The sequence below is a fragment of the Paraburkholderia suaedae genome (assembly GCF_040812055.1).
In the GTDB taxonomy this organism is placed as follows: Bacteria; Pseudomonadota; Gammaproteobacteria; order Burkholderiales; family Burkholderiaceae; genus Paraburkholderia.
The window spans coordinates 102,953-127,865 of record NZ_JBFOAH010000009.1 but is presented as its reverse complement, the minus strand read 5'-3'; the positions used below and the strand labels follow the sequence as shown (position 1 = coordinate 127,865).

Annotated in this window: 21 protein-coding genes and 2 pseudogenes; 16 read left to right on the top strand and 7 right to left on the bottom strand. The window is 63.0% G+C overall.

From position 1 onward, the window contains the following. Positions 1–50: 50 nt before the first annotated feature. On the bottom strand, positions 51–335 hold the full coding sequence (locus tag ABQJ48_RS15105) for a hypothetical protein (RefSeq protein WP_367838908.1): 285 nt from the start codon (positions 333–335) through the stop codon (positions 51–53). A 29-nt stretch (positions 336–364) separates the two neighbouring features. Here ABQJ48_RS15105 and ABQJ48_RS15100 point away from each other — a divergent pair. Continuing rightward, positions 365–1,456 (top strand): annotated as a pseudogene (locus ABQJ48_RS15100) (DUF3443 family protein); the annotation flags it as partial. Positions 1,457–1,674: 218 nt separating this feature from the next. On the opposite strand, the gene aptA reads toward ABQJ48_RS15100, so the two are convergent. Next, a complete protein-coding gene (gene aptA / locus ABQJ48_RS15095) occupies positions 1,675–3,006 on the bottom strand; it encodes an omega-aminotransferase AptA (RefSeq protein WP_367838813.1) in 1,332 nt (443 codons plus the stop codon). A gap of 384 nt (positions 3,007–3,390) precedes the next feature. On the opposite strand from aptA, the gene urtA reads away from it, so the two are divergent. The 6 genes from urtA to ABQJ48_RS15065 all read left to right on the top strand — a co-directional run bounded on the left by urtA (position 3,391) and on the right by ABQJ48_RS15065 (position 10,426). Beyond that, positions 3,391–4,689 (top strand): urea ABC transporter substrate-binding protein, encoded by a 1,299-nt coding sequence (gene urtA, locus ABQJ48_RS15090; RefSeq protein ID WP_367838812.1) that lies wholly within the window; start codon positions 3,391–3,393, stop codon positions 4,687–4,689. A gap of 171 nt (positions 4,690–4,860) precedes the next feature. Next, the gene (gene urtB, locus ABQJ48_RS15085) at positions 4,861–6,534 is read left to right on the top strand and encodes an urea ABC transporter permease subunit UrtB (RefSeq protein WP_473094139.1); all 1,674 of its coding nucleotides are present in this window, start codon (positions 4,861–4,863) and stop codon (positions 6,532–6,534) included. A 1-nt stretch (position 6,535) separates the two neighbouring features. Beyond that, positions 6,536–7,771, top strand: coding sequence for an urea ABC transporter permease subunit UrtC (gene urtC, locus ABQJ48_RS15080; RefSeq protein WP_367838810.1), 1,236 nt, complete (start codon positions 6,536–6,538; stop codon positions 7,769–7,771). Then, positions 7,768–8,631 (top strand): urea ABC transporter ATP-binding protein UrtD, encoded by an 864-nt coding sequence (gene urtD / locus ABQJ48_RS15075; RefSeq protein ID WP_367838809.1) that lies wholly within the window; start codon positions 7,768–7,770, stop codon positions 8,629–8,631. The genes urtC and urtD overlap by 4 nt, the downstream gene beginning before the upstream one ends. 40 nt (positions 8,632–8,671) lie before the next feature. After that, entirely contained in the window at positions 8,672–9,364 is a 693-nt protein-coding gene (gene urtE, locus ABQJ48_RS15070) for an urea ABC transporter ATP-binding subunit UrtE (protein ID WP_367838808.1), read from the top strand. Positions 9,365–9,532: 168 nt separating this feature from the next. Continuing rightward, complete coding sequence (locus ABQJ48_RS15065; RefSeq protein ID WP_367838807.1) at positions 9,533–10,426, top strand: urease accessory protein UreD; 894 nt, start codon at positions 9,533–9,535, stop codon at positions 10,424–10,426. Between the two features lie 252 nt (positions 10,427–10,678). Here the strand turns inward: ABQJ48_RS15065 and ABQJ48_RS15060 are convergent, their stop codons facing one another. Then, positions 10,679–11,305: a response regulator transcription factor gene (locus ABQJ48_RS15060; protein WP_367838806.1), complete on the bottom strand. Its 627-nt coding sequence runs from the start codon at positions 11,303–11,305 to the stop codon at positions 10,679–10,681. Positions 11,306–11,343: 38 nt separating this feature from the next. Continuing rightward, complete coding sequence (locus tag ABQJ48_RS15055) at positions 11,344–11,466, bottom strand: hypothetical protein (RefSeq protein ID WP_367838805.1); 123 nt, start codon at positions 11,464–11,466, stop codon at positions 11,344–11,346. A 212-nt stretch (positions 11,467–11,678) separates the two neighbouring features. Here ABQJ48_RS15055 and ABQJ48_RS15050 point away from each other — a divergent pair, with 212 nt between their 5' ends. From ABQJ48_RS15050 to ABQJ48_RS15040, 3 genes are all read left to right on the top strand, one after another. Next, positions 11,679–12,599 (top strand): LysR family transcriptional regulator, encoded by a 921-nt coding sequence (locus ABQJ48_RS15050; RefSeq protein WP_367838804.1) that lies wholly within the window; start codon positions 11,679–11,681, stop codon positions 12,597–12,599. Positions 12,600–12,776: 177 nt separating this feature from the next. Continuing rightward, entirely contained in the window at positions 12,777–12,941 is a 165-nt protein-coding gene (locus ABQJ48_RS15045) for a hypothetical protein (protein WP_367838803.1), read from the top strand. Positions 12,942–13,686: 745 nt separating this feature from the next. Then, positions 13,687–14,850, top strand: coding sequence for a sensor histidine kinase (locus tag ABQJ48_RS15040; protein ID WP_367838802.1), 1,164 nt, complete (start codon positions 13,687–13,689; stop codon positions 14,848–14,850). A 5-nt stretch (positions 14,851–14,855) separates the two neighbouring features. Here ABQJ48_RS15040 and ABQJ48_RS15035 read toward each other — a convergent pair whose 3' ends face one another. The 3 genes from ABQJ48_RS15035 to ABQJ48_RS15025 all read right to left on the bottom strand — a co-directional run bounded on the left by ABQJ48_RS15035 (position 14,856) and on the right by ABQJ48_RS15025 (position 18,174). Then, complete coding sequence (locus ABQJ48_RS15035; protein ID WP_367838801.1) at positions 14,856–15,152, bottom strand: response regulator transcription factor; 297 nt, start codon at positions 15,150–15,152, stop codon at positions 14,856–14,858. 236 nt (positions 15,153–15,388) lie between these two features. Continuing rightward, positions 15,389–16,699: an MFS transporter gene (locus ABQJ48_RS15030; protein WP_367838902.1), complete on the bottom strand. Its 1,311-nt coding sequence runs from the start codon at positions 16,697–16,699 to the stop codon at positions 15,389–15,391. 380 nt (positions 16,700–17,079) lie between these two features. Further along, positions 17,080–18,174, bottom strand: coding sequence for a tartrate dehydrogenase (locus ABQJ48_RS15025; protein ID WP_367838800.1), 1,095 nt, complete (start codon positions 18,172–18,174; stop codon positions 17,080–17,082). Between the two features lie 107 nt (positions 18,175–18,281). Between ABQJ48_RS15025 and ABQJ48_RS15020 the strand changes: the two genes are divergently transcribed. From ABQJ48_RS15020 to dctA, 6 genes and pseudogenes are all read left to right on the top strand, one after another. Further along, positions 18,282–19,208 carry a LysR substrate-binding domain-containing protein gene (locus ABQJ48_RS15020; RefSeq protein WP_367838799.1) on the top strand — a complete coding sequence of 309 codons (927 nt, stop codon included), beginning with the start codon at positions 18,282–18,284 and terminating at the stop codon, positions 19,206–19,208. Positions 19,209–19,376: 168 nt separating this feature from the next. Beyond that, positions 19,377–19,499: pseudogene (locus ABQJ48_RS15015) on the top strand (thioredoxin domain-containing protein); the annotation flags it as partial. A gap of 104 nt (positions 19,500–19,603) precedes the next feature. After that, positions 19,604–21,673: a 2Fe-2S iron-sulfur cluster-binding protein gene (locus ABQJ48_RS15010; RefSeq protein ID WP_367838798.1), complete on the top strand. Its 2,070-nt coding sequence runs from the start codon at positions 19,604–19,606 to the stop codon at positions 21,671–21,673. 299 nt (positions 21,674–21,972) lie between these two features. Continuing rightward, a complete protein-coding gene (locus tag ABQJ48_RS15005) occupies positions 21,973–22,536 on the top strand; it encodes a lipid-binding SYLF domain-containing protein (RefSeq protein WP_367838797.1) in 564 nt (187 codons plus the stop codon). Between the two features lie 142 nt (positions 22,537–22,678). Continuing rightward, positions 22,679–23,608, top strand: coding sequence for a LysR family transcriptional regulator (locus ABQJ48_RS15000; protein WP_367838796.1), 930 nt, complete (start codon positions 22,679–22,681; stop codon positions 23,606–23,608). Continuing rightward, positions 23,605–24,906 carry a C4-dicarboxylate transporter DctA gene (gene dctA / locus ABQJ48_RS14995; RefSeq protein ID WP_367838795.1) on the top strand — a complete coding sequence of 434 codons (1,302 nt, stop codon included), beginning with the start codon at positions 23,605–23,607 and terminating at the stop codon, positions 24,904–24,906. Before ABQJ48_RS15000 ends, dctA begins: the two co-directional genes overlap by 4 nt. Positions 24,907–24,913: the final 7 nt, after the last annotated feature.

The following is a 24,913-nucleotide window of genomic DNA, read 5'->3' as shown; positions in this document are numbered from 1 at the left end:
ACCGAGTCCAAGCCCGGGGCCGAGCGGGAGCCCTGGCACAGGTCCTGGTGTTAGCTCAGGTCCGAGTCCAACACCAACCCCGAGTCCAACACCAACGCCAAGCCCAAGCCCGACCCCAACCCCAAGTCCAACGCCGACCCCCAGGCCCACCCCAACGCCGACGCCAACCCCAAGTCCAAATCCAACCCCAAGTCCAACACCGACACCGATACCGACACCAACACCAACACCAACACCAACACCAACACCAACGCCAACGCCAACGCCAACACCAACCCCAACGCCAACGCCAACGCCAACGCCAACACCAACACCAACCCCAACGCCAACCCCAACGCCAACTCCTTCTCCCGCCACCAACACAGCCAGAATCACCGTCGAACGGTTCACGACCTTCGTCAATGTCCCATACGTGAGCGTCACGATTTGCATCCCTGGCAGCCAGGGGGCCAATCAATGCGCGACCGTCGATCACATGCAGGTCGACACCGGCTCGGTCGGCGTGCGTGTGCTCGGCAGCGCTCTGGGCGCGGCGTTGGCCGGCGGCCTGCCGTCGCAAACCGGCGCCACCGACGATCCGACGGGTAACGCCCCAATCGCGGAATGTGCGCAGTTCAACTCCGGCTATACGTGGGGCGCCATCAAACGCGCGGACGTGACGATCGGCAGCAAGGTAGCCGGCAATCTGCCGATTCAGGTCATCGCCGACGGCAGGTACTCGACGCCGTCGGCCTGTGCGTCGCGCGGTGGCAACGACCTGAACACGGTTGCCGCGATGGGCGCGGATGGCATAGTTGGCATTTCGCCGGCGCGGCGCGACTATGCGGCAGCGGCGACATCCGTCCTACCGGCAGCGTATTACTACTGCACGTCTGCTACGTCCTGCACGAGTACGCGCGTTCCGCTCGACATTCAGGTGATGAACCCGGTCGCCGACTTCACGTCGGATAACAACGGCACGGTCATCCGTCTGCCCGCCTTGCCGCCGGGCGGCCAGACCAGCGCGACGGGCGATCTGGTATTCGGCATCGGCACGCAGTCGAACAATGCGCTGCCGCCGAATGCCAACGTGCTCTCGCTCACCCAGGACGGCTATTTCACGACCACGTACAAGGGCAGCCAATACCTGAGCGCAATCGACAGCGGCTCTAACGCGAATTTCTTCACCGACTACACGGTGCTTTATTCGGGGGACTGGTTCGTGCCGACCACCACGCTCAGCCTGTCGGCGATTCTGACCGGCGCGACTGGTGCGTCGGCGCCGGTCACCGTGCCGTTTTCGCTAGGCAATGGTGCGTCGTTGCTAGCCAACCAGTACGCCGCCTATGACAGCCTCGGCTCGCCGATGTACGGCACGTTCCTTTGGGGTCTGCCGTTCTTTTACGGACGCAGCGTCTACACCGCACTCAGCAACTCGACGATCGGCAAGGACACCGGACCGTTCATCGCCTTCTGATCGGCAAAGCTCCAGCGCCGGTCGATGTCAAAGAGGCCGCCTCCGAACGAGGCAGCCTCGCGCCGTTCAAACAGCCAGGCACGCGCAAAACGCCCGTGACCCGCGACCAGGCACCGCGCGAAGCGGAAGCAAACCAGATACAAGCCAAAACCAAACCATAGGCGCACAAACAACAGCCACCGGCAATGCACGCGCAAAACGCTGGCAACGGGCCCGTCCTACTCCGTCGCTCTCAACACCTCCGCGACCGTCGCAAAGATCTCATCGATTTGCGACTCCTCGACGATCAACGGCGGCGAAAAGGCCAGAATGTCTCCCGTGTAACGCGTGAGCACCCCCTTCTCGAAGCAGCGCACGAACACGTCGTAAGCACGCGCGCCCGGCGCACCCGCGCGCGGCTCCAGCTCCACGCCGCCCACCAGCCCGAGATTGCGCACGTCGATCACGTGCCGTTCGCCGCGCAGCTTGTGAATCGCGTTCTCGAACAGTGGCGCCATCTGCGCGGCCCGTTCGAACAGTTGCTCACGCTCGTACAGATCGATCGTCGCGCAGGCGGCGGCAGCCGCAATCGGATGTCCCGAATAGGTGTAGCCGTGGAACAGTTCGATGCCCGCAGGCGCCCCGCCGACAATCGCGTCGTGAATCTTCGCGCTCGCCGCGACCGCGCCCATCGGCGCCGCCGCGTTGTTGGTGCCCTTGGCCATCGTCAACAGATCGGGCGTGACGCCGAAGTACTGCGCGGCGAACGGCGTGCCCAGGCGCCCCCACCCGGTGATCACTTCGTCGAAGATCAGCAGGATGCCGTGCCTGTCGCAAATCTCGCGCAAGCGTTGCAAGTAGCCTTGCGGCGGAATCAGCACACCGGTTGATCCGGCCACTGGCTCGACAATGACCGCGGCAATCGTCGACGCATCGTGCAGCGTGACAAGCCGTTCGAGTTCGTCGGCAAGATGCGCGCCCCATGCCGGCTGTCCCTTCGAAAACGCCGCCTCCTTGATATTGAGCGTATGCGGCAAGTGATCGACCGCCGGCAGCAGTCCACCTGAAAACGCCTTTCGGTTAGGCGCGATGCCGCCCACCGAAATTCCCCCGAAGCCGACGCCGTGATAGCCGCGCTCACGGCCGATCAACCGAATGCGTTGCCCTTCGCCCCGCGCGCGGTGATAAGCGAGGGCGATCTTCAGCGCGGTATCGACCGCCTCCGAGCCCGAGTTCACAAAAAAGATGTGCTTCAGATCGCCGGGCGTATGACGGGCGATTTTGGTGGCAGCCTCGAAGGCCTTGGGGTGTCCCATCTGAAACGTCGGCGCGAAGTCCATTTCCGCGGCCTGTGCCTGCACCGCCGCGACGATCTCGTCACGGCAATGGCCCGCGTTGACGCACCACAGGCCGGCGGTGCCATCGAGGATGCGCCGGCCGTCGTGCGTCGTGTAGTACATCCCCTTCGCGCTTGCCAGCAGGCGGGGCGCGCTTTTGAACTGACGGTTCGCGGTGAAGGGCATCCAGAAAGCCGCCATATCGGGTGGATTGATGCCCATGCTCTCATTCATGTCTTGTCTCCTGTCGTATGCAAGGCGGTCGCATGCAACCCACTCGCTGCTGCCCATCACCTCAGTGTAGGCACAGCGCGGCGCATGCACAAACGCGCGGCGGCCATGCACCGTCGATGGCCGCCGCCGCACGCGCGCGCTTCGTTGCGGCGCGGCCCGCACCCGAACGAGGCGTCGGCGGCGACCCTGCACCACTTCTGCACCGCGCGCCACGCCCCCGACCAGCCCCGCGAGGCGCGCCGCGGCGCGCAATGCGCATATTCCGGATCGAACTTCCCGCATGGCATATCACTTGCAGTACACAAGCGGCAAGTCATGCGGGACGAACCGTGCTGGCACAAATTGACGCCCACAAACAGTCACATCAATGGCAAGGGGATACACATGAAACGTCGCAGTCTGTTGAAGTTCGGTTCCATGTCCGGCGCACTGGCGCTGGCGGGTCGCGTGCCGTTCGCCGATGCGCAGTCCAGCAGCGGTCCGATCAAGGTGGGGATCCTGCATTCGCTGTCGGGCACCATGGCCATCTCCGAAACCTCGCTCAAGGACACCGCGTTGATGACCATCGCGGACATCAATAAAAGCGGCGGCGTGCTGGGCCGTCAAATTCAGCCCGTGGTGGTCGATCCTGCGTCGAACTGGCCGCTGTTCGCCGAGAAAGCGCGCCAGCTGATCACGCAGGACAAGTGCGCGGCGGTGTTCGGCTGCTGGACTTCGGTGTCGCGTAAATCGGTGCTACCGGTGTTCGAGGAACTAAACGGGCTGCTGTTCTATCCGGTGCAGTACGAGGGCGAGGAAATGTCGCGCAACGTGTTCTACACGGGCGCAGCGCCGAATCAGCAGGCGATCCCCGCGACGGAATATCTGATGAGCGCGGAAGGCGGCGGCGCGAAACGCTTCTTTCTGCTGGGCACGGACTATGTGTATCCGCGCACGACCAACAAGATCCTGCGCGCATTCCTGACATCCAAGGGCGTTCAGGCGGCCGATATTCAGGAGGTCTACACACCGTTCGGCCACAGCGACTATCAGACCATCGTCGCGAACATCAAGACCTTCTCGCAAGGCGGCAAAACCGCGGTGATCTCGACGGTGAACGGCGATTCGAACGTGCCGTTCTACAAGGAACTGGGCAACCAGGGGCTGAAGGCATCGGACGTGCCGGTGGTCGCGTTCTCGGTCGGCGAAGAGGAACTGCGCGGCATCGACACCAAGCCGCTGGTCGGCAACCTCGCAGCCTGGAACTACTTCATGTCGCTGCGCAACCCGTCCAACGAGAAGTTCAAGAAACAGTGGGCCGCCTGGGTCAAGGACAACAATCTGCCAGGCGGCACGAAGCGCGTGACCAACGACCCGATGGAAGCGACGTTCGTTGGCATCCACATGTGGAAGCAGGCCGTCGAGAAAGCGAAGAGCACCGAAGTGGACAAGGTGCGCGTGGCGATGATCGGCCAGAGCTTCGCCGCGCCGTCGGGCTTCACACTGGAGATGGACGGCAATCACCATCTGCACAAGCCCGTGATGATCGGCGAAGTGCGTGCCGACGGCCAGTTCAACGTCGTGTGGCGCACCAAAACCGCGGTCCGCGCGCAGCCCTGGAGCCCGTTCATCGCCGGCAATTCGGGCAAGCCGGACGTGGTCAGTTCGATTCCGGCGTTCCTGAAGCGCTCGCGCGTCGCCTGACAGTACGGCTCACTTAGCACACGCGGCCGCTTTGCCGCGTAGCGAGCCGGCGTGATCGCACGGCTCGCCGCTCGCGCCCGACGCGCGTCGGGCGTTCGGCGTGCCGTGGGTTCCTTCCGTGAAGGAGGTTGCGTGCCTGCGCAACCCGACGGTTTATCTTCAAAGGCCATCATGGCGTTTTCATTGCTTATGTCCGCACGACTCCCAGGTCTCGCAGGATCGGCGCACACGGCGCAACGCTTCGTACAACGTAGCATTGCCGGCGCGACGCTCGTGTTGCTCGCCAGCGTGCCGCTGGCCGCATTCGCACTGGTCCCCGCCGATGTGGCGCCGCTCGCCGGCGACGACTTCGACGCCAAATCCGCCGCGATCGACAAGCTGATCGCCAATCACGACAAGGAATCGCTCGCAGTGCTCAAGGCGCTGTCCGACGACAGCGCGCTCGCCACCGACGCAGGCGCCGTGCTGCTGCAAGACGGCGACACCGCGCGCGACGCCGTCACCGGCAAAACCGTGGCCGCCGGCGACGCGCAGCCGGTCACGCTGAACAACCTGCTGCGCTCCAAAGTGGCGGGTGCGCTCGCCGGCTTGCAACTGAGCTCGCCCGAGCGCGCGACCCGCGAAGCCGCGATCGCGTCGCTGTTGCAAAGCCCCGATCCGGCGACCAAGCCGCTCGTCGACGCGGCCCGCGCGAAGGAGACCGATCCGGCGTTGAAAAAGCGCCTCGACACGCTGTGGGCGATGACCGCCTTGCACGACGCCGATCCGGCCAGACGCCTCGAAGCCGTGCAACTGGTCGCGGCGCGGCACGATCTCGACATGAACGAACTGCTGCGGCCGCTGGTCGCGAAGAAAGCGGACGGCAGCTTCGTCGAAGCCGACTCCCGGGTGCGCGCCGCCGCGCAAAGCGGCATCGACGAACTCGAGGCAATCCAGCGCCGCAGCCAGATCGCCGGCACGCTGTTCGCCGGCTTGTCGCTCGGCAGCGTGCTGCTGCTCGCGGCGCTCGGCCTTGCGATCACGTATGGACTGATCGGCGTGATCAACATGGCGCACGGCGAATTCCTGATGATCGGCGCGTACGCCACCTATGTCGTGCAGAACCTCTTTCTGCGCTTCGCACCCGGCGCGTTCGACTGGTATCCGCTCCTCGCGGTGCCGGCATCGTTTGCGGCCGCGGGGCTGGTGGGCCTCGTGCTCGAACGGGTGGTGCTCAAGCACCTGTACGGCCGCCCGCTCGAAACGCTGCTCACCACCTTCGGCGTCAGTCTGATCCTGATCCAGGCGACGCGCATGCTGTTCGGCGCGCAAAACGTGCAGGTGGTCAACCCGGCGTGGATGAGCGGCGGCGTGAGCGTGCTGCCCAATCTGATCCTGCCGTACAACCGGCTGGCGATTCTCGCGTTCTCGCTGATCGTGGTCGCCATCGCGTGGGCCGTGCTGACCAGGACGCGCCTCGGCCTATTTGTGCGCGCGGTCACGCAGAACCGCCGGATGGCCGCATGCGTCGGCGTCAAAACCGCACGGGTCGATTCGTACGCGTTCGCGTTCGGCGCGGGCATCGCGGGTCTGGGCGGCTGTGCGCTGTCGCAGATCGGCAATGTCGGACCGGACCTCGGCCAGAGCTACATCATCGATTCCTTCATGGCCGTCGTGCTGGGAGGTGTCGGCCAACTCGCCGGCACTGTTATCGGCGGCTTCGGGCTGGGGCTCGTCAGCAAGGCGATCGAACCGTTCTGGGGCGCCGTGCTCGCGAAGATCGCCGTGCTCGTGCTGATCGTGCTTTTCATCCAGAAGCGTCCGCAGGGCATGTTCGCCCTCAAGGGCCGCAGCGCGGAGGCTTGAGATGACTTCCGCTACTTCATCGACAACCGCATCGGCCGGGTCGGGCTCGTCGGCCGCGTCGGCCTCCTCGGCTGTAGTCGGCGCGACGGGCAGCGGCAGCGCGGCATCGGCACGCGGGCTCCCGTCCGGCTTCGCGCTCGGCTTGCCGCCGCGTCCCGCACTGCTGTCGCGGCGCGCATGGCTCGCGCTGATTGCGCTGATCGTCGCGTTCGGGCTCGGCGTACCGTTCGCCACGCTGGTGGTGCCGGAAACCAGCGCGCTGCATCTATCGGCCTACGCGATGACGATCGCCGGCAAGTTCATGTGCTACGCGATCGCCGCGCTCGCACTCGACCTCGTGTGGGGCTACTGCGGCATTCTGAGCCTCGGTCACGCTCTGTTCTTTGCGTTGGGCGGCTACGCGATCGGAATGTATCTGATGCGCGCGATCGGCCATGACGGCAAGTACGGCAGCGACCTGCCCGACTTCATGGTGTTCCTCGACTGGCATCGGCTGCCGTGGTACTGGCAAGGCACCGAGCATCTCGGCTACGCGCTGCTGCTGGTGGTGCTGGTGCCGGCGGTGATCGCGTGGGTGTTCGGCTTCTTCACGTTCCGCTCGCGCGTGAAGGGCGTGTATCTGTCGATCATCACACAGGCGATGACGTTCGCCGCGATGCTGCTGTTCTATCGCAACGAAACGGGTTTCGGCGGCAATAACGGCTTCACCGACTTCAAGCGTATCGGCGGCTTTCCGATCACGCAGCCGGGCACGCGTACCGCGCTGCTGCTGATCACCTTCGCAGTACTGATCGTCGCGTTCATCGGCGCGCGCGCGATCGTCACGTCGAAGCTCGGCCGCGTGGTCACGGCCGTGCGCGACGGCGAAACACGTCTGATGTTCCTCGGCTATAGCCCGCTCGCGTACAAGCTGTTCGTATGGACCGTCTCGGCGGTGTTATGTGGAATCGCCGGTGCGTTGTACGTGCCGCAGGTCGGCATCATCAATCCCGGCGAGATGTCGCCGGGCAATTCGATCGAGATGGCGATCTGGGTCGCCGTGGGCGGACGCGGCACGCTGATTGGACCGATCATCGGCGCGTTCGCGGTGAACGGCGCGAAGAGCGTCTTTACGGCGCATTTCCCTGAATACTGGTTGTTCTTTCTGGGTCTGATCTTCGTGCTGGTTCCCCTGCTGCTGCCCAACGGCATCATGGGACTGATCGAACTCGTGGCCCGCAGGAGCAACCGCCGATGAACGAAAACCCGAGGGTTCCCGACCTGGCTTTACCTCGAGCGCCCAGTGAACATGCGCTGAGCGGCGTCGCGAGCATGGGGCACGCGGTGGTGCCCGGCGAGATCGACACTTCGCACGGAACGATTCTGTACCTCGAAGACGTGACGGTGAGCTTCGACGGCTTTCGCGCGTTGAACGCGCTGTCGCTCACGATCGATGCCGGCGAGTTGCGCTGCATCATCGGCCCGAACGGCGCCGGCAAGACGACGATGATGGACGTCATTACCGGCAAGACCGCGCCGGACTCCGGCAAAGTCTTTCTCGGCCAGTCGATCGACCTCACGCGGATGAACGAGCCGACCATCGCACAGGCGGGCATTGGCCGCAAGTTCCAGAAGCCGACCGTGTTCGAGCAGCATCCCGTGTGGGAAAACCTCGAACTCGCGATGAAGACCGACAAGCGCTGGTGGGCTTCGTTGCGGGCGCGCCTCGATCGTCAGGCGCAGGCGCGTATCGAGGAAACGCTCGCGCTGATCGGTCTGGAGAGCGAAGCGCGACGCTCGGCCGGCGAGCTTTCGCATGGACAGAAGCAGCGGCTCGAAATCGGCATGCTGCTGATGCAGCAACCTGCGTTGCTGCTGCTCGACGAACCGGCCGCCGGCATGACCGACGACGAAACCATGCAGTTGGCCGAGTTGCTCAATCACCTGCGCGGCACCTGCTCGATGATGGTCGTCGAACATGACATGGAGTTTGTGGCCGCGTTGTCCGGCGATGCGGGCAAGGTCACGGTGATGGCAGAAGGACGCGTGCTTGCGCACGGCACGCTCGACGAAGTCAAGCAGGACGAGACGGTGATCGAGTCTTATCTCGGTCGATGAGTGGGTCGATGAATCGAAGATTTGAACGGATATAGCGCATATGCTGGAAGTCGAGAACCTCAACCAGTACTACGGCGGCAGCCACATTCTGCGCGACGTGAAGCTGACCGTGCCCGACGGCAAGCTCACCGTGCTGCTGGGCCGCAACGGCGTCGGCAAGACCACGCTGCTGCGGTGCCTGATGGGCGTGGTGCAGACGAAGAGCGGCTCGATCGCATGGCGCGGCACGCCGATCGGCAAGTTGCCGACGTACTCGCGCGTCGAGCACGGACTCGCGTATGTGCCGCAAGGCCGCGATATCTTTCCACGGCTAAGCGTCGAGGAAAACCTGCTGGTCGGTGCAGCCAGCAAGAAAGCGCCGAAGAAAATCCCCGAGCGCATCTATGAGTTGTTCCCCGTTCTGAAGGATATGCGCAGCCGGCGCGGCGGCGATCTGTCGGGCGGCCAGCAGCAACAGCTCGCAATTGGCCGCGCGCTGATGAGCGATCCGCAATTGCTGATTCTCGACGAACCGACTGAAGGCATCCAGCCGTCGATCATTCAGGACATCGGCCGCACGCTGCGTCAACTGGTCGACGAAATGGGCATGACGGTGCTGCTCGTCGAGCAGTACTACGACTTCGCGAAGGACATCGCCGATCGCTACTGGGTGATGAGCCGCGGCGAAGTCGTCGCGGGCGGCGAAGGCGCGAACATGGACAGCGATGGCGTGCGGGGCTTGATTGCAGTTTGACTGTCGTTCATTCGCTGGGTGACGGGCACGCGTAAGGGCGTGCTATTCTCGCCGCATCCTTTGGGCGGCGCAGCGTGCGCTTGATTTGCACCTGCTTGCGCTTGTTTCGCGGCCGCGAACTCTGCCCGCTCTCATATTCCACACGTCGCTCGCACGCCGTTCATTCGCATGTCGCTTCACGAACATCACGCCGCGCTCGCCAATGCGCAAACTGCGACGCAACCCGCCGCGCATGCGTCATGGCGCGCGCGTCTCGAACTGGGTTTCGCCAAACAGAGCGAGCGCACGACGCTCGTTCACCGGCTGCATCACGGGCCGTTGCGCGTGCAACGCCCGCTCTATCCCGAAGGCCGTCCGATCTGCCACGCGGTGATCGTGCATCCGCCCGGCGGCATCGCGGGCGGCGATGAGCTGGATATCGACGTCGCTGTCGGCGCTCTGGCGCATGCCGTCATCACCACGCCCGGCGCGACCAAGTGGTACAAGTCCAATGGCCACGGCGCGCATCAGCGGATCGCCGTGCGCGTCGGCGAGCAGGCGAAGCTCGACTGGCTGCCGCAAAACAATATCGTGTTCGACGACGCGCATGCGCACCTGAACTTCTCGCTGACGCTGGCAGAAGGCGCCACCGCGATCGGCTGGGATGCCACGCAACTCGGCCGGCAAGCGGCGGGCGAACGCTGGTCGGCGGGCCGGTTGCGCGCGGTGTCGCGCATCGTCGGGGCGCGCGGCGAATTGCTGTGGCTCGAACGCGCGAGCCTGGACGCGAAAGATCCGCTGCGCGACGCGGCCCAGGGGCTGGCCGGCTTTCCCGCCTACGGCACGCTGTGGGCCGTGGGCGCGGCCTGCGACGACGCGCTGGCCGAGTCGCTGACCGCGCAACTGCCGTTCGACGATTCGCTGCGCGCGGCCGCGTCTTGTGTGACGCAGGGAGTGCTGCTGGTGCGCGCGGTGTCGCGCTCGATGGAAACCTTGCAGCATGCGTTGACGTGCTGCTGGATGCAGTTGCGACCGCTCGTGCATGGCGTCGCGGCGGTGCCTTTGCGGATCTGGTCGACGTGAGGCAAGGACCGGCCAGGAACGGCCGGTCGACATCGATTCCTGGCTCGTTGGCAAGCGTTTTCCCTGCGTAGCACGCAGGCCTGGCTGGCTCTCCTGATAACGGTATGTATTCGCGAGTCGCCGGGTTTTTCGTATAGGCCCACAATGGAGCGTCTGAAGGCGCCGAGAAAGCGCCATTCGTTCGTCAGTTCAACCGGACGTCCGTGCGGCCGCTTCGCTCCCGATACAGCCGCTCGCTGGTGACGCCGTACATCAGGTCGTCGACGAGATTTCCAGTCGCAGTTTGTTCGCCTGCCTGACGAGAGTAGCAAATGAATCCGCCCGCATTTTCCGCATTATCTGTCCGCGATGTATCTGCACCGTATATTCAGTGATGCCAAGGTTTGCTGCCACCTGCTTGTTGAGCAGGCCGCTTACGAGCAACGGCATAAGCTCCCGCTGACGAGGCGTCAGCGTTTGATAGCGTGCCTGGAGGCTCGCCGCATCCTCCGCCTCCTTGCGAAGAACGTGTGCTCTGGCAAGTGCCGCGTCAACAGCGCGCATCAACGCGTCTTCGTCGGGTGGCTTTGTAAGGAAATCAACCGCCCCGCCCTTCATGGCCAGGACCGTTGACGGCACATCTGCACTTGCGGCAATGAAAATAACGGGAATCTGCGAGTCCCTGCTGACAAGCTTCTGGACTTCCAGCCCGTTCATGCCTGGCATTCTCATATCCAGGATCAGGCATGCAACGACATTTCGATGCGGTGTGTCCAAAAACGCTTCGCCAGAGTTGAATGTCTGGACCGCCCTTCCGCTTGCACGCAACAGTGCTGCGAGTCCCTCTCGCACGCATCTCTCGTCGTCGACCACGTACACCAATTCGCTTGCGGATCCCATAGCCCCCCCTCATTAGGTCAAAGCCCTTCCTGGCCTGACTAACGGCTGCCAATGTCCGACTTCGTGGCGAACGCCATCTGAGACGGGTAGTCGATGAAACTCAGCGCATGGTCGGACGGGGAAAGCGGCAGATTTCCGGGCTTGGCTTGAGCTTGCGGCATTGAATTCCTGGGCTAGGTAGAGGGAACACATGGCATCCGCAGTTCGCGCCAATCCCGCATCGTCGCGCAGCGCACCCGCAGACGAGTGACGAAGCCGCTATTCGCAACTGGCTGAACTTGACCGCTGCTTGCCCGGCACCGTTGCCGCGATCTTATTAGAGCCGCACGCGTAACGGAATAGAATAAATGGAATAGCATCCATTCCAGAGTTCATGCAAACACTTCCCGATCTCGAAGCGTGGGCGATCTTTGCCCATGTCGCGGACACCGGCTCGTTCGCCAAGGCTGCTGAAGCCGTCGGCGTATCGCAGCCCACTGTGTCAAAAGCGATTTCCCGGCTGGAGCAGCGGCTCGGCACGGCGCTGCTCTATCGAACGTCGCGCCGGCTTTCCTTGACGCCAACTGGCGAGATGGCCCGCGAGCGTGCGAGTCGCATCCTGAGCGAGGGCAAAGCGGTGGAAGCGGAAGCGTCCGCGCAAGCGCTGACCCCGCAAGGTACGGTGCGCGTTACTGCGCCAATGTCGTTTGGAGTCAAGTATCTGGCGCCACTGATTCCCGCGTTTCTCGCGCGCTACCCGGAAGTTGACATCGACCTGGCGCTCACCGATCGCGTGGTCGACGTGGTCGCAGCCGGCCTCGACGTGGCGATCCGCATCGCAGAACTAAGCGACTCCTCGCTGCGCTCGCGAAGGCTCTGTGCGGTACGCCGGCCACTCGTGGCCGCGCCCGCCTATCTGGATCGCCACGGGCGACCTGCACATCCCCGCGACCTTGCACAGCATGAATGCCTGGTCTATACGAACTTGCCGAGTCCCGAACTCTGGCAGTTCACCCATATATCGGGCAGCACCTACGCGGTGCCCGTGCGTGGCAGAATCCGGAGCAACAACGCGGACGTGATCGGTCCGGCGCTGCTTGCCGGGCAGGGGCTCGCGCTGCAACCAGAGTTCATCGTTAGCGATGAGCTCGAGCGCGGCGATCTGGTAGAAGTTTTGCGCGACTGGCATATCCCCCAGATCTACGTCAACCTCGTCACACCGCCGGGCATCCTGCGCCCGGCCCGCGTGACGGCCTTGCTTGATTATCTGGCCGAGATCCTTGCTGCAGCGCCGTGGGCACTGAGCGACGGTTGATGCGCCAGTCCATGCATCTTCGGCGCTCGCCATCTCACACTACCCAACACGGGCGACCGCGCACCAGCAGAACTGTTTCCGGTCCAATGCCCGAATGTTGAGCGAGTTGCCGTAGTCGCGGGCCTTACGCCGCAAAGCAGCGAATGCGGGCCAGTTTCGCCCAACCCAGGTGGGCGTTTGCTCCGAGCATTCTGGTGGCTATCTGGCCTCGTGATCTTTGTGATCGCCGTGCTGGTGCTTATAGTGACACCAGCGGCACACGACGACAGTTCAACCAGCCACGGCTCGTGGATGAAGATGTTCGCGCCGTACAAGCGAGTGCTGTCCAATCCGCAGTCGTAGCTTTGCGGTTTCTGCGCCGGTCTGCTCTTCCTGCCACGGCGCCTCACAAAGCCGTAACCTCGATAGAGTCAGTCTCCGATAGACCGCTGGAATGGTCTCCCCGGTGGGCGCGCCGACGAAAAATTGTAGACATCGAAACCGCAGTCCGGAACCACAGATAGCGTGTTTAGCATTACATGATTATGTAATGTCGCATCGAATTCGAAGTTGTAGGGTATTGCTTCGCCTCACTGGGCTGATTGGAAACTGTTGGTGCGCGCTCGAAAAGCTTGAATAGTATGCGTTCGACTATGTTCTTCAAAACTGCATTTCACAGAAGGCTAATCCTGCAGCTGCCGGAAGCCGACGCATGTCCTCCATTCCGCGCTCTCTGGCTCGCACCAGAGGACCCGTTAACTCCTGCACGAATTAAACGACTACACATCACGACCGACTAGCGAACAAGAAATCGTTGCGCCTGAAAAAACCACCATCAGGCGGCGAATTCAAAGTCTTACTCTGTATGCGCCAACGAACTCCGAGGTTGACATGCTTACCGCGTTGATACCACGCTCGTCTCGGAACGTTGCTCTTCGCGTCGCCATATCAGGTGCGTCAGGAGTGGCAGTGACACTTGAACCGATTTCGGGCTGTTTTGCCTCCTCTTGGGGAGCAACAGGCATTGACATCCGGTGAGAGAGAAGCCACCCGCGGCGAACCGTTTAGGGACGAAAGCGAGCAGGTTCTCTACTGGTACGGCGTATGTATGGACATCAACGGCCTCAAGCGAATAGAAGCGGCGCTCGAACAAAGAGAGCGCCAGCTACGAGAGCTCATCGAGACGATCCCCGCCATGCTCTGGTGCAATGATCCAAGAGGGGAACTCACTTACATCAATCGGAAAACAGCCGAATTTGTTGGCCTGAGTATTTCGCAGCTCACGAAGCTCCGCTTTAGGAAGGCCATTCACTCTGACGACCTGAACAGCCTGGTACAAGCGTGGAGACACTCGGTCGAGAGTGGCGAACCCTACAGCCACGTTGCCAGGCTTCGCCGAAAGGACGGGGTTTACCGGTGGCACCAGCACACGGCTGAAGCGATGAGAGACGCCGATGGCAACATTGTCCAATGGTATGGCGTCAGTCTTGATATTGACGAATCAAAGCGTGCAGAAGACCGACTCAGACAGACCCAAGCCGACCTCACCCGTGCAAACCAGATTGCCACGGTGGCCGAGCTCTCGGCATCCATCGCACACGAACTCAATCAACCTCTCACGTCCGTTATCGCTAATGCACAGGCATGCAAGCGGTGGCTCGCAGCGCATCCGCCAAACTTGACGGAAGCCAGGGCGTCCGTAGAAAGCGTCGTTCGCGACGCCCGTTCCGCTGACGAGAAGATGCAAAGCATCCGTGCACTATTCAGGCGGCAGACATTCCAGAAGCTGCATCGGAACGTGAAAGACTTGGTCCTCGAAGCCGTACGACTCCTGCGAGAAGACGAAACCATGCATGCCACCGACATCGACATCGACCTCGACTTGCCTGCTGGCCTGCCTCCGGTGTTTGTCGATCAGACCCAGATTCAGCAAGTACTTCTTAACCTCATCACGAACGCGATAGAGGCCACGGAAGACTCTGGACGCACACCAAGAATCTTAATTACCGCATGTTCAATCGACGACAGGTTCCTGCTGCTGCAGGTCATCGATAACGGATCGGGCATCATCGGCGGCGACAGCATATTCGACGCATTCGTCACGACCAAGAGCAACGGGATGGGCATCGGACTGGCGGTGTCGCGCTCGATTATCGAAGCTCATGAGGGTCGTCTCACTGCCGCCAATAACGAGGGCTTCGGAGCAACCTTCAGCGTCGTTCTGCCAGTCGGGCCTGTGCACGTTGCGCAGCGGCAGGGGGGCGCAAAATAGTTCGCTTATGGTGCGACGTTGCGCCACTTCTCTGAGCGCGGACCAACGAAAAATATCTTCAAACAAGGCGTCATCGATGGATGGCGTGCCTGGAGGCTCGCCGCATCCTCCGCCTCCTTGCGAAGAACATGTGCCCTGGCAAGTGCCGCGTCAACAGCGCGCATCAACGCGTCTTCGTCGCGTGACTTTGTAAGGAAATCAACCGCCCCGACTTCCAGCCCGCTCATGCCTGGCATTCTCATATCCAGGTCAGCGGGTACAACCGGCCCATCAAGAGACATTCGACAGCCGAAGCCCTGCATGAAGCCGCTGCTCGGTTCCTTCAGCTCACGCCGGGTAAAGATGCCGGCTTTGGCGGCATCTCGTGTCCCGCAGCTAGTCCGTGCGTGTCAAAAGCGTTGGGCCACCGACGATCGCCTCACGCGGCAATCGGGCCAAAAAGACACGCCCGTCGGCAATGCATCGAACGGCCGCATGCGAGCCATCACCTATGCCCCCCACCTCCGCAACACTCCACTGCGCGATGCCCCATCCAGGCTCAGTGGCCCTGCCGCTCCCCCGCCGCGACCGGTGCCTGCTTCGATTGCCGGCTCAGCATCAACGTGACGACAGCAGACACCGCCAGCGTCGCACCGACCACATACAATCCCGCCGAGTAACCGCCCGTCACATTCTTGAGCCAGCCGATTGCGAAGGGACCGACGAAGCCGCCCAGATTGCCGATCGAGTTGATCATCGCGATGCCCGCCGCTGCACCGGCACCCGACAGGAACATGCTGGGCATCGCCCACAACGGCGCCTTGGCCGCGCTGATTCCGATGTTCACGATCACCAGCGCCAGGATGATCATCAAGGCAGTCGTGGCGTTACCGGCAAAGACGAATCCCAGGCACGCGACGACACAAGGGATGACTACGTGCCACGTGCGTTCTTCGGTGCGGTCCGAGTGCTTTGCCCACACGATCATCGCAATCACGGCGAGGATGCTTGGTACGCCTGCCAGCAGCCCCGTCTCGAACGACCCGAATCCGTATTGGCGGATGATCAGCGGCGCCCACAGGCCGAGCGTGTACAACCCTGCCGACGTGCCGAAGTAGATCAGTGCAAGCGCCAGAACCCGCGGATCGCGCAACGCGCTGAGCGCACCCGCGGTATGGCCGGCATGCGACTGTTTCGCGTCCGCTTCGATTTTCAGCTTCGCGATCAGCCATTCGCGCTCTTCCGGTTCAAGCCACTGCGCTTTCGCTGGCGTATCCGTGAGGTACTTGAGAACAAAGAAACCGAGGATGATCGCGGGCACCGCTTCGAGAATATAAAGAATCTGCCAGTCAGCCAGTCCGGCGATCGGAGGGAGCTTCATGATCGCGCCGGAAAGCGGCGAGCCGATCGCCGTCGAGATCGGCGCGGCGGCCATGAACCATGCCGCTGCAACCGCGCGCTGGCGCGATGGAAACCACAGGCTGAGATACAGGATGATGCCAGGGAAGAAGCCTGCTTCGGCGATGCCCAGGATGAAGCGCAACGCGTAGAAGCTGTTAGGACCGACGACGAACGCAGACGCCGCCGACACGATCCCCCACGACACCATCACGCGGGCAATCCACCGACGCGCACCGACCTTGTGAAGGATCAGGTTCGACGGCACTTCGAACAGGAAGTAGCCGATAAAGAACAGTCCGCCGCCGAGACCAAAGGCCGTCGGCGAAAGGCCGATGGCTTTGTTCATCGATAGCGCGGCGAAGCCCACGTTGACGCGGTCGAGAAAACTCACGAAATACAGCAGCATGACGAACGGAATGATCCGCAGCATGAGCTTGCGGGAAACCCGGCTTTCGAGATCGGAAATCATTGTCTCCTCCTTGGAGGCTTGAGCAGTGCTCTTTTTAGAAACGCAGTACGGGTCGACGATCTCCTTGCACAGCACCGGATGAACGCCCCACGGCAGCGCGAGGCGAAGCGCCGTGCCTCGTTGCGGCGTCATGCCGATGATCGGTGCGCATGGCCGTTCGCGCCGCCATGCGCAGCGCGCGATAGCCGGAACTCGTGTCTCAGCGTCAGCCCGCTGATGACCGAGTCGCCCAGCGCCTGCAAAGCGCCCTGTGCGTCGCTGTTTTCCAGGCGCTCTGATGGACGCATGCCGCGTTCGCGAGCCGGTTCGAGTGTGTGCGGGCCACGTTCACGCGCTGGCCGCCCGCGCAGACCATGCTCCACCGATGCCCCTAATGAGGCTTATGCCGCGTTGCCAGCGGGCACTGCCGCTTGCTCGATCAGCGCGCAAACCGCCGCTGTTACCTGCGCGGTCGTGGCCGTGCCGCCGAGATCGCCGGTATGCAGCGACGCATCGGCGGTCACCGCTTCGACGGCCTGCATCACGCGTTTGGCCGCGTCGAATTCACCGAGGTGCTCGAGCAGCATGACGACCGACCAGAAAGTGCCGACCGGATTGGCGAGGCCCTTGCCCATGATGTCGAACGCGGAACCGTGGATGGGCTCGAACATCGACGGATAGCGACGCTCGGGATCGATGTTGCCGGTCGGTGCGATGCCGAGGCTGCCCGCGAGAGCGGCCGCCAGGTCGCTGAGGATGTCGGCGTGCAGGTTGGTGGCGACGATCGTGTCGAGCGTGGCCGGGCGGTTGATCATGCGGGCGGTCGATGCGTCGACCAGTTCCTTGTCCCACTTGACGTCCGGAAATTCCTTCGAGACTTCGAGAGCGATCTCGTCCCACATGACCATGGCGTGACGCTGCGCGTTGCTCTTGGTGATCACGGTCAGCAGTTTGCGCGGACGGGATTGCGCGAGGCGGAACGCGAAACGCATGATACGTTCGACGCCCGCGCGGGTCATGAGCGATACGTCCGTTGCGGCTTCGATCGGGTGTCCCTGGTGAACCCGCCCGCCCACGCCGGAATATTCGCCTTCCGAGTTCTCGCGGACGATGACCCAGTTCAGGTCTTCCGGCTTGCAGCGCTTCAGCGGTGCATCGATGCCCGGCAGGATGCGGGTCGGACGCACGTTCGCGTACTGGTCGAAGCCCTGGCAGATTTTCAGGCGCAAGCCCCACAACGTGATGTGATCGGGAATATGCGGGTCGCCGGCCGAGCCGAACAGGATCGCGTCCTTGTTGCGGATCGCATCGAGGCCGTCCGCCGGCATCATGACGCCATGCTCGCGGTAATAGTCGCCGCCCCAGTCGAAGTTTTCGAATTCGAATGCGAACGACCTGGTGGTCCTGGCGAGGGCTTCGAGAACTTGCGCGCCAGCGGGTACGACTTCCTTGCCGATGCCGTCGCCCGGGATGGTCGCGATGCGATAGGTTTTCATGTCTGCGTCCTTCACACATTTTGGGTCTCAGTGACTCTACACGTCTCCGGACGCAAGAACCGGTGCTAAACTCAAAGCATCTTTAACTTTAATTCACAGGTGGAGCCATGCGCGACACCGTCCAGCCATCCGATCTGAGCTTTTTCTCGACGCTCGCCGCCTCGGGCAGCCTGAGCGCGGCGGCACGGGAACTGGGGCTCACGCCAGCGGCCGTCAGCAAACGCCTGACACAGATGGAGAGGCGCGCGGGAGTGGCGCTGATCAACCGCACGACGCGCCGGATGATGCTCACGCCGGAAGGCGATCTGTACCTGCAGCACGCACGGCGAATCCTCGACGAGATCGACGAACTCGCCGAGCTGCTCGGAACAGCGAAGAAAACTCCGAAGGGACTGTTGCGGGTGAATGCCACGCTCGGTTTCGGGCGCAGTCATGTGGCGCCCGCCATTTCGCGCTTCGTGGCGAAATATCCGCAAGTGTCGGCGCAGCTCCAGTTGTCGGTCACGCCACCGCCGCTGACGGACGACACCTTCGACGTCTGCATCCGGTTCGGTGAGCCGCCCGATACGCGGGTGGTGGCGCGCCGTCTCGCGGGCAATCGGCGGCTGCTGTGTGCGGCGCCTTCGTATCTCGCTTCACATGGCATGCCGATGACGGCGCACGATCTGACGCGGCACAACTGCATCGGCATACGCCAGGGCGACCAGGCGTATGGCGTGTGGCGTTTGACTTCCGGTAGGGGCGCGTCGCGTAAAACCGAAGCTGTGCGGATCAATGGCACGCTGACGACGAACGATGGTGAGATTGCCGTGAAATGGGCGCTCGAGGGCCATGGCATCCTGATGCGGGCCGAGTGGGACATCAGGCAATATCTGGCCGATGGCTCACTGGTCCTCGTACTGCCCGACCACGATACGCCGAACGCGGACATTTTCGCGGTGTATTCGCAACGGCATCAGATGTCCAATCGCATTCGCGCGTTCGTCGAATTTATCGCAGAAGATCTTCGGAGCGAAGCGGACGGGACAGCGTAACCTATTGCGCAAACACGACCTGCCACGCCCCGGACGCACTCCGTTCGATTGCTCTCGATACGAGAAATATCAATTCGCGCCAGGAAGCATTCTGCGGCAACGGCGAACTGTCTAAACTAGCCTCAAGCGATGAGATTTGCTCAGCGCGCCCCACCCGAGGACACTGCCATGCAGCTCTACGTCCATCCGCTGTCTGGTCATTCGCATCGTGCCCGCCTGCTGACCTCGCTGCTCGGCATCGAGCATGAACTGATCGAAATCGCCCTCGCCGCGGGCGCGCAGAAGTCCCCCGTCGGGCTCGCGGCCGCTGCCTGATCATCGCCTCGTTGCGGCGCTGAGTACGCCGAACGCGCGCGTCGACGCGTGCTGCACAGGTTTCGTCGAGGAGACATATCGTGAACACGGTACCGAGCCAAGTCAAGTCACCCTGGCATCAGGGCGAACTGAAGCTGCAGGAACAGGTCGGCGTCATGCAGAAGATGGACAGCGTCGGACGGCGCTTCGTCAGGGATCACATGCCCGAGCTGCATCAGGCTTTCTTTGCGCAATTGCCGTTCGTCGTCGTGGGCGCAGTAGCGGACGACGGTGACGTGTGGGCGACTTTCGCCTTTGGGAAGCCTGGCTTCATGCAAGCGTCCTCCGACAAGATCCTGGGCATCGATACCGCGTTCGATCCCCGCGATCCGGCAATCAGCGGCACGCGCGACGGCGCGGCCATCGGACTTCTCGGCATCGAACTGCATACGCGCCGCCGCAATCGGCTAAACGGTGTGATCCGTCGCGGTGCGTCGCGCAATTTCGACGTCGAGGTCGCGCAAAGCTTCGGCAACTGTCCGCAGTACATCCAGTTGCGCGATTTCACGTTCGTCCGGGAGCCGGACGCGTTCCCGGAGATCGCGCCGGTAGAACTCGACGGTCTTGCCGGCCGCGCGCGCGAAATGATCGCGAGCGCCGACACGCTTTTTGTCGCCTCGTATGTCGGTGAAGGCAAAGCCCGTCAGGTCGATGTATCGCATCGCGGCGGCAAGGCGGGATTCGTGCATATCGGCGAGGACGGGGTGCTGACGATGCCCGACTTCGCAGGCAATCTGTTTTTCGCGACACTCGGTAATTTTCTCGTCAATCCGCGCGCTGGTTTGATCTTCACCGACTTCGAAAGCGGCGACGTCCTGCAAATGACGGGCGAAGCGGAAGTCGATCTGGATTCGCCGGAGATCGCCGCGTTTCAGGGCGCGGAACGGCTGTGGCGCTTCAGGCCGCGCCGCATCGTCTATCGCGCAGGCGCCCTGCCGCTGCGCTGGCAATTTCGGGAAGACGGCTGGTCGCCCAACTCATTGATGACGGGCAACTGGAGCGACGCCATGAGCCGTCTGAAGGCCGCCGAACTGGCGCAGACGTGGCGTCCTTTCCGGATCGCCAAGGTGGTCGACGAAAGTACGCTGATACGCTCGTTTCAGCTGGAACCGACAGACGGCGCCGGCTTGATTGCACACCTCGCGGGCCAGCATCTGCCGATTCGCGTGACCCTGCCCGGCGAGGACCATCCGTTCATCCGCACCTATACGTTGTCGAGCGCGCCGTCGGACGGCCTGTACCGCATCAGCGTGAAGCGTGAAGGACGCGTATCGTCGCATCTGCATGACAGCGTGCATGTGGGCGATGTCATCGAGGCCCGTGCGCCCGCGGGGCAGTTCACGGTCGACCCGCTGGAGCGCCGGCCTGTCGTCTTGCTCGCCGCCGGTGTCGGTGTGACGCCGATGCTCGCGATGTTGCGTCACATCGTCTACGAAGGGGCGCGCAAGCGCGGCACGCGCAATACGTGGTTCTTCCACTCGGCGCGTTCGATCAAGGAGCGCGCATTCAGCGACGAGATCGGCAAGCTGGCCGCGCTCGCGAACGGCGCGGTAAAAGTGGTGCGCACGCTGTCGGACGTGGGCGGCGCACGCAAGGACGAAGACTTCGACTTCGCCGGCCGTGTCGACGTGAATCTGCTGCGCACCACCCTTCCTTTCGACGACTACGACTTCTATCTGTGCGGACCCTCGGGCTTCATGCAATCGGTGTATGACGGCCTGCGCGATCTGAACGTTGCGGACCACCGTATTCATGCCGAGGCGTTTGGCCCTTCGGGGATCAAGCGGCGCAACGATGCGATGGCGGGCATTGCGTTGCGCGCCCCCGCGGATGAGCCGACACCGGTCGCCTTCGTCAAGTCAGGAAAGGAGGCGCGCTGGCAACCGGACGGCGGCTCGCTGCTGGAGCTGGCCGAAGCGCGCGGGCTCATGCCCGCATACGGGTGCCGCGGCGGCAGTTGCGGAACTTGCCGGACCCGTATTGTGGAAGGTGCCGTGACCTACGCCGTCGCGCCGGAGTTCAAGGTGCCGGACGACGAGGCACTGATCTGCTGCGCCGTGCCCGCACATCCGGATTCCGGTGGCGGCGATCGGCTGCTGCTCGATATCTGATGCCGGGCGATCGCCGCTTGACAGCGATTAACCTGGTAGGAGAACGCACGATACCGAGCCCTGCCGTCGCCGCAACGATGGCGGAGTCGTTCGGCGTGGCCACGAGACGCGGCTGGATGGGCGCCGTCCGCGTGCTGTCGTGCTCGCGAAAGCGCCGTTCAGGCGTGGGCCACGTCGCGCTCGAACCAAAGTCCAATTGCCTTCGAGCCAGGCAGATGCCACTATGGGTATGACCGGGGAAAGCCCATTTGGGGTTTCTTTCGTCACGCCAGGTCGCCTTTCGAACGGGAGCACAAGTCATGAGCAAGTGTTTGCGGCTTTTTCTCGTAGTCCCGCTTTTGCTGCTGGCGGCGGCCTGTTCGACACAGGAGCCTTCGTCGGCTGGAATGGGCGATCCGGCACTGGAGGCGCAAGCGCGCGCAGCGCTCGAACAACTGTTCGACACTGTGCCCAGAGCCCGAGAGCTTCATGATCGGGCGAAAGCAGTTCTCGTATTTCCGAACATCGTCAGGGCGGGCCTCGGGGTGGGCGGCCAAGGCGGAAGGGGCGTACTGTTCGGTTCCGACGGCAAGGTGCTGGGCTACTTCAGAAACACAGGGGTCTCCTGGGGCCTGCAAGCGGGTGCGCAGACGCTCTCGGAGGCGTTGTTTCTGATGACCGACGCAGCCGCGCGCCGGCCCTTCGATAGCAGCGGTTGGGCCGTTGGCGTAGGCCCGAGCGTTGTGGTCGTAGATGCGGGCGTAGCCAGATCGATGAACACCACGACCCTGCAGGCTGATGTCTACGCATTCATTTTTGGCCAGCAGGGATTGATGGCCGGGCTTGGCGTCCAGGGCCAGCGGATTACGAGGTTAAATCCGTGAAGTCAGGCGCGGCCGCGTCGAGTTCGAGTTCATGTTTTGTGCGGTACCCATCGCGAGCGCGTTCTGTAGCGTTGTCTCTTGATGTGCGCTTTCGTCCGCATGATGCAAAATAGCCGCATTAAAAAAAATGCGGAGGATGGCCGTGGGCGTCAACTTCGACCTGAATGATTTGCAGGCCTTTCGAGCCGTCGTGGAGTTGGGTAGCTTTCGCAAAGCAGCGGACGCTGTCAATATTTCCCAGCCGGCGTTGAGCCGGCGCATCGAGAAACTGGAAGCGGCGCTCGGCGTGCGGCTCTTCGAGCGAACCACGCGCAGCGTGTCGCTCACTACCGTAGGTCGCGTGTTCGCCCCGAGCGCGGAACAACTCCTCGACGATCTCGATGTCGCATTGCTCGGCATCCGTGACGTATCCAGCAGCCGCCTCGGTCATGTGACGATCGCATGCATACCGTCGGTTGCCTACTATTTTTTGCCGAGTGTCATTGCCGCCTATCACAGCCGCTATCCGCGGATCCGGGTCAAGCTGCTCGACTCGAGCGCGAATGAAGTGCTCGGCTCGGTCATCAGCGGTGAAGCCGATTTCGGCGTCAGTTTCATGGGCAGCCAGGAAACCGAGGTGGAGTTCAAGGTTCTGCTGCAGGAACGGTTCGTCGCCGCGTGCCGTCGCGATCATCCGCTGGCCCGCAAGACTCGTGTGTCCTGGAGCGAGCTTTATGAACACGAATACGTTTCGGTCGACAAGACTTCCGGCAACCGCCTGCTGCTCGATCAGGCATTGACCAACGTGGTGCCAGCCGTGGCGAGCATCTGCGAAACGCGCCATGTCACCACCATGCTCGGCCTGATCGAAGCGGGGCTCGGTGTGGCAGCGGTGCCTTCAATGGCAATGCCCATTCGCGACCATCCGATTTTGACCAGCGTGCCCCTCGTCGATCCGGTCGTGACGAGGCGCGTCGGCATTATCAGGCGCCGCGGGCGTCCGCTCGCGCCGGCCGCGCAGCAGTTCTATCAGACGATACTCGACACCAAGCGCAGCGGCTCGCCCCGCGCGGCGAAGAAGACCTCGAAATGACACTGCCCAGGCCGTTGCGGCTGCTCTACGTCCAGGTACTGCTTGGAATGGGGCTCGGCATGACCGTCGGCCACTTTTGGCCCCATGCCGGCGCGTCGCTCAAACCGCTCAGCGACGCTTTCGTCGCGCTGGTACGCATGATGATCGCGCCGATCGTCTTCTGCACGATCGTCACCGGCATCACGTCGCTTGCGAGCGGCTCGAAGATCGGCCGGACGATCCTCAAGGCGCTGGCTCTGTTCTACTTTCTCACCATCGTCGCGCTCGCTCTCGGGCTCGTTACCGCGTTCGCGCTGCAGCCGGGGGCGGGACTGCACATCGACGCGCATCGTCTGGACACGGCCATCCTCGCGCAGTATGCGACGCGTGCGCAGTCGCACGGACTCGTCGAATTCGCGCTGCATGTGATTCCGGACACGCTCGTCGGCGCCTTCGACAAAGGCGAAGTGCTGCCGGTCCTGCTGCTCGCCCTTCTGTTCGGCTTTGCACTGAACGCCAGCCGAAGCCCCGCGCGGCGGGTACAGGAACTGATCGACGGCGTCGCGCACGTGCTGTTTCGCATCCTCGCGATGATCATGCGGCTTGCGCCCGCTGGCGCGTTCGGTGCGATGGCGTTCACGGTCGGCCGTTTCGGCATCCGTTCGATTGGCTCGCTCGGCGTGCTGATGGTGGCGTTCTACGCGGCGTGCCTGCTGTTCGTGGTCTGCGTGCTGGCTCCGCTCGCGCGCCTGCATGGCTTCTCGTTGTGGCGACTGCTGCGCTACATGCGCGAAGAACTCGTCATCGTGCTCGCGACTTCTTCGACGGAACCGGTGCTGCCGCGCCTCATCGTCAAGCTCGAAGCGCTTGGCTGCGACAAGGGTATCGTCGGACTCGTGCTGCCCGCCGGCTATTCGTTCAACCTGGACGGCACGGCGATCTATCTGACGCTCGCCTCCATGTTCATCGCTCAGGCGTGCGACGTGCGCCTCTCGGCCGGCCAGCTCGCGACGATGCTCGCAGTCATGCTGCTCACGTCGAAGGGCGCAGCGGGCGTATCGGGCAGCGGACTGGTCGCGCTCGTCGCGACGCTCGCGGTTATGCCGGACCTGCCGCTTGCGGGCGTCGCGCTATTGGTCGGGATCGATCGCTTCATGTCCGAGGCGCGCGCGCTGACGAGCGTGATCAGCAACGCCTGCGCGGTGATCTTCGTATCGATGTGGGAGCGCGCCTGCGACCGGACGCGTCTGAAACAGGCATTGAGCCTCGCGCATCAGCCGGAAGAAGCCTTCGATCAGCCCGCCGATCTGCCGGGCTGAATCGTGG

Coding starts and splice junctions, on each gene's coding strand:
- ABQJ48_RS15065 (WP_367838807.1), top strand. CDS start 9,533: ATGTCGCTTCACGAACATCACGCCGCGCTCGCCAATGCGCAAACTGCG.
- urtC (WP_367838810.1), top strand. CDS start 6,536: ATGACTTCCGCTACTTCATCGACAACCGCATCGGCCGGGTCGGGCTCG.
- urtE (WP_367838808.1), top strand. CDS start 8,672: ATGCTGGAAGTCGAGAACCTCAACCAGTACTACGGCGGCAGCCACATT.
- ABQJ48_RS15060 (WP_367838806.1), bottom strand. CDS start 11,305: ATGGGATCCGCAAGCGAATTGGTGTACGTGGTCGACGACGAGAGATGC.
- urtD (WP_367838809.1), top strand. CDS start 7,768: ATGAACGAAAACCCGAGGGTTCCCGACCTGGCTTTACCTCGAGCGCCC.
- ABQJ48_RS15040 (WP_367838802.1), top strand. CDS start 13,687: ATGGACATCAACGGCCTCAAGCGAATAGAAGCGGCGCTCGAACAAAGA.
- aptA (WP_367838813.1), bottom strand. CDS start 3,006: ATGAATGAGAGCATGGGCATCAATCCACCCGATATGGCGGCTTTCTGG.
- ABQJ48_RS15025 (WP_367838800.1), bottom strand. CDS start 18,174: ATGAAAACCTATCGCATCGCGACCATCCCGGGCGACGGCATCGGCAAG.
- dctA (WP_367838795.1), top strand. CDS start 23,605: ATGACACTGCCCAGGCCGTTGCGGCTGCTCTACGTCCAGGTACTGCTT.
- ABQJ48_RS15030 (WP_367838902.1), bottom strand. CDS start 16,699: ATGATTTCCGATCTCGAAAGCCGGGTTTCCCGCAAGCTCATGCTGCGG.
- ABQJ48_RS15005 (WP_367838797.1), top strand. CDS start 21,973: ATGAGCAAGTGTTTGCGGCTTTTTCTCGTAGTCCCGCTTTTGCTGCTG.
- ABQJ48_RS15035 (WP_367838801.1), bottom strand. CDS start 15,152: ATGCAGGGCTTCGGCTGTCGAATGTCTCTTGATGGGCCGGTTGTACCC.
- urtA (WP_367838812.1), top strand. CDS start 3,391: ATGAAACGTCGCAGTCTGTTGAAGTTCGGTTCCATGTCCGGCGCACTG.
- urtB (WP_473094139.1), top strand. CDS start 4,861: ATGGCGTTTTCATTGCTTATGTCCGCACGACTCCCAGGTCTCGCAGGA.
- ABQJ48_RS15055 (WP_367838805.1), bottom strand. CDS start 11,466: ATGCCGCAAGCTCAAGCCAAGCCCGGAAATCTGCCGCTTTCCCCGTCC.
- ABQJ48_RS15050 (WP_367838804.1), top strand. CDS start 11,679: ATGCAAACACTTCCCGATCTCGAAGCGTGGGCGATCTTTGCCCATGTC.
- ABQJ48_RS15020 (WP_367838799.1), top strand. CDS start 18,282: ATGCGCGACACCGTCCAGCCATCCGATCTGAGCTTTTTCTCGACGCTC.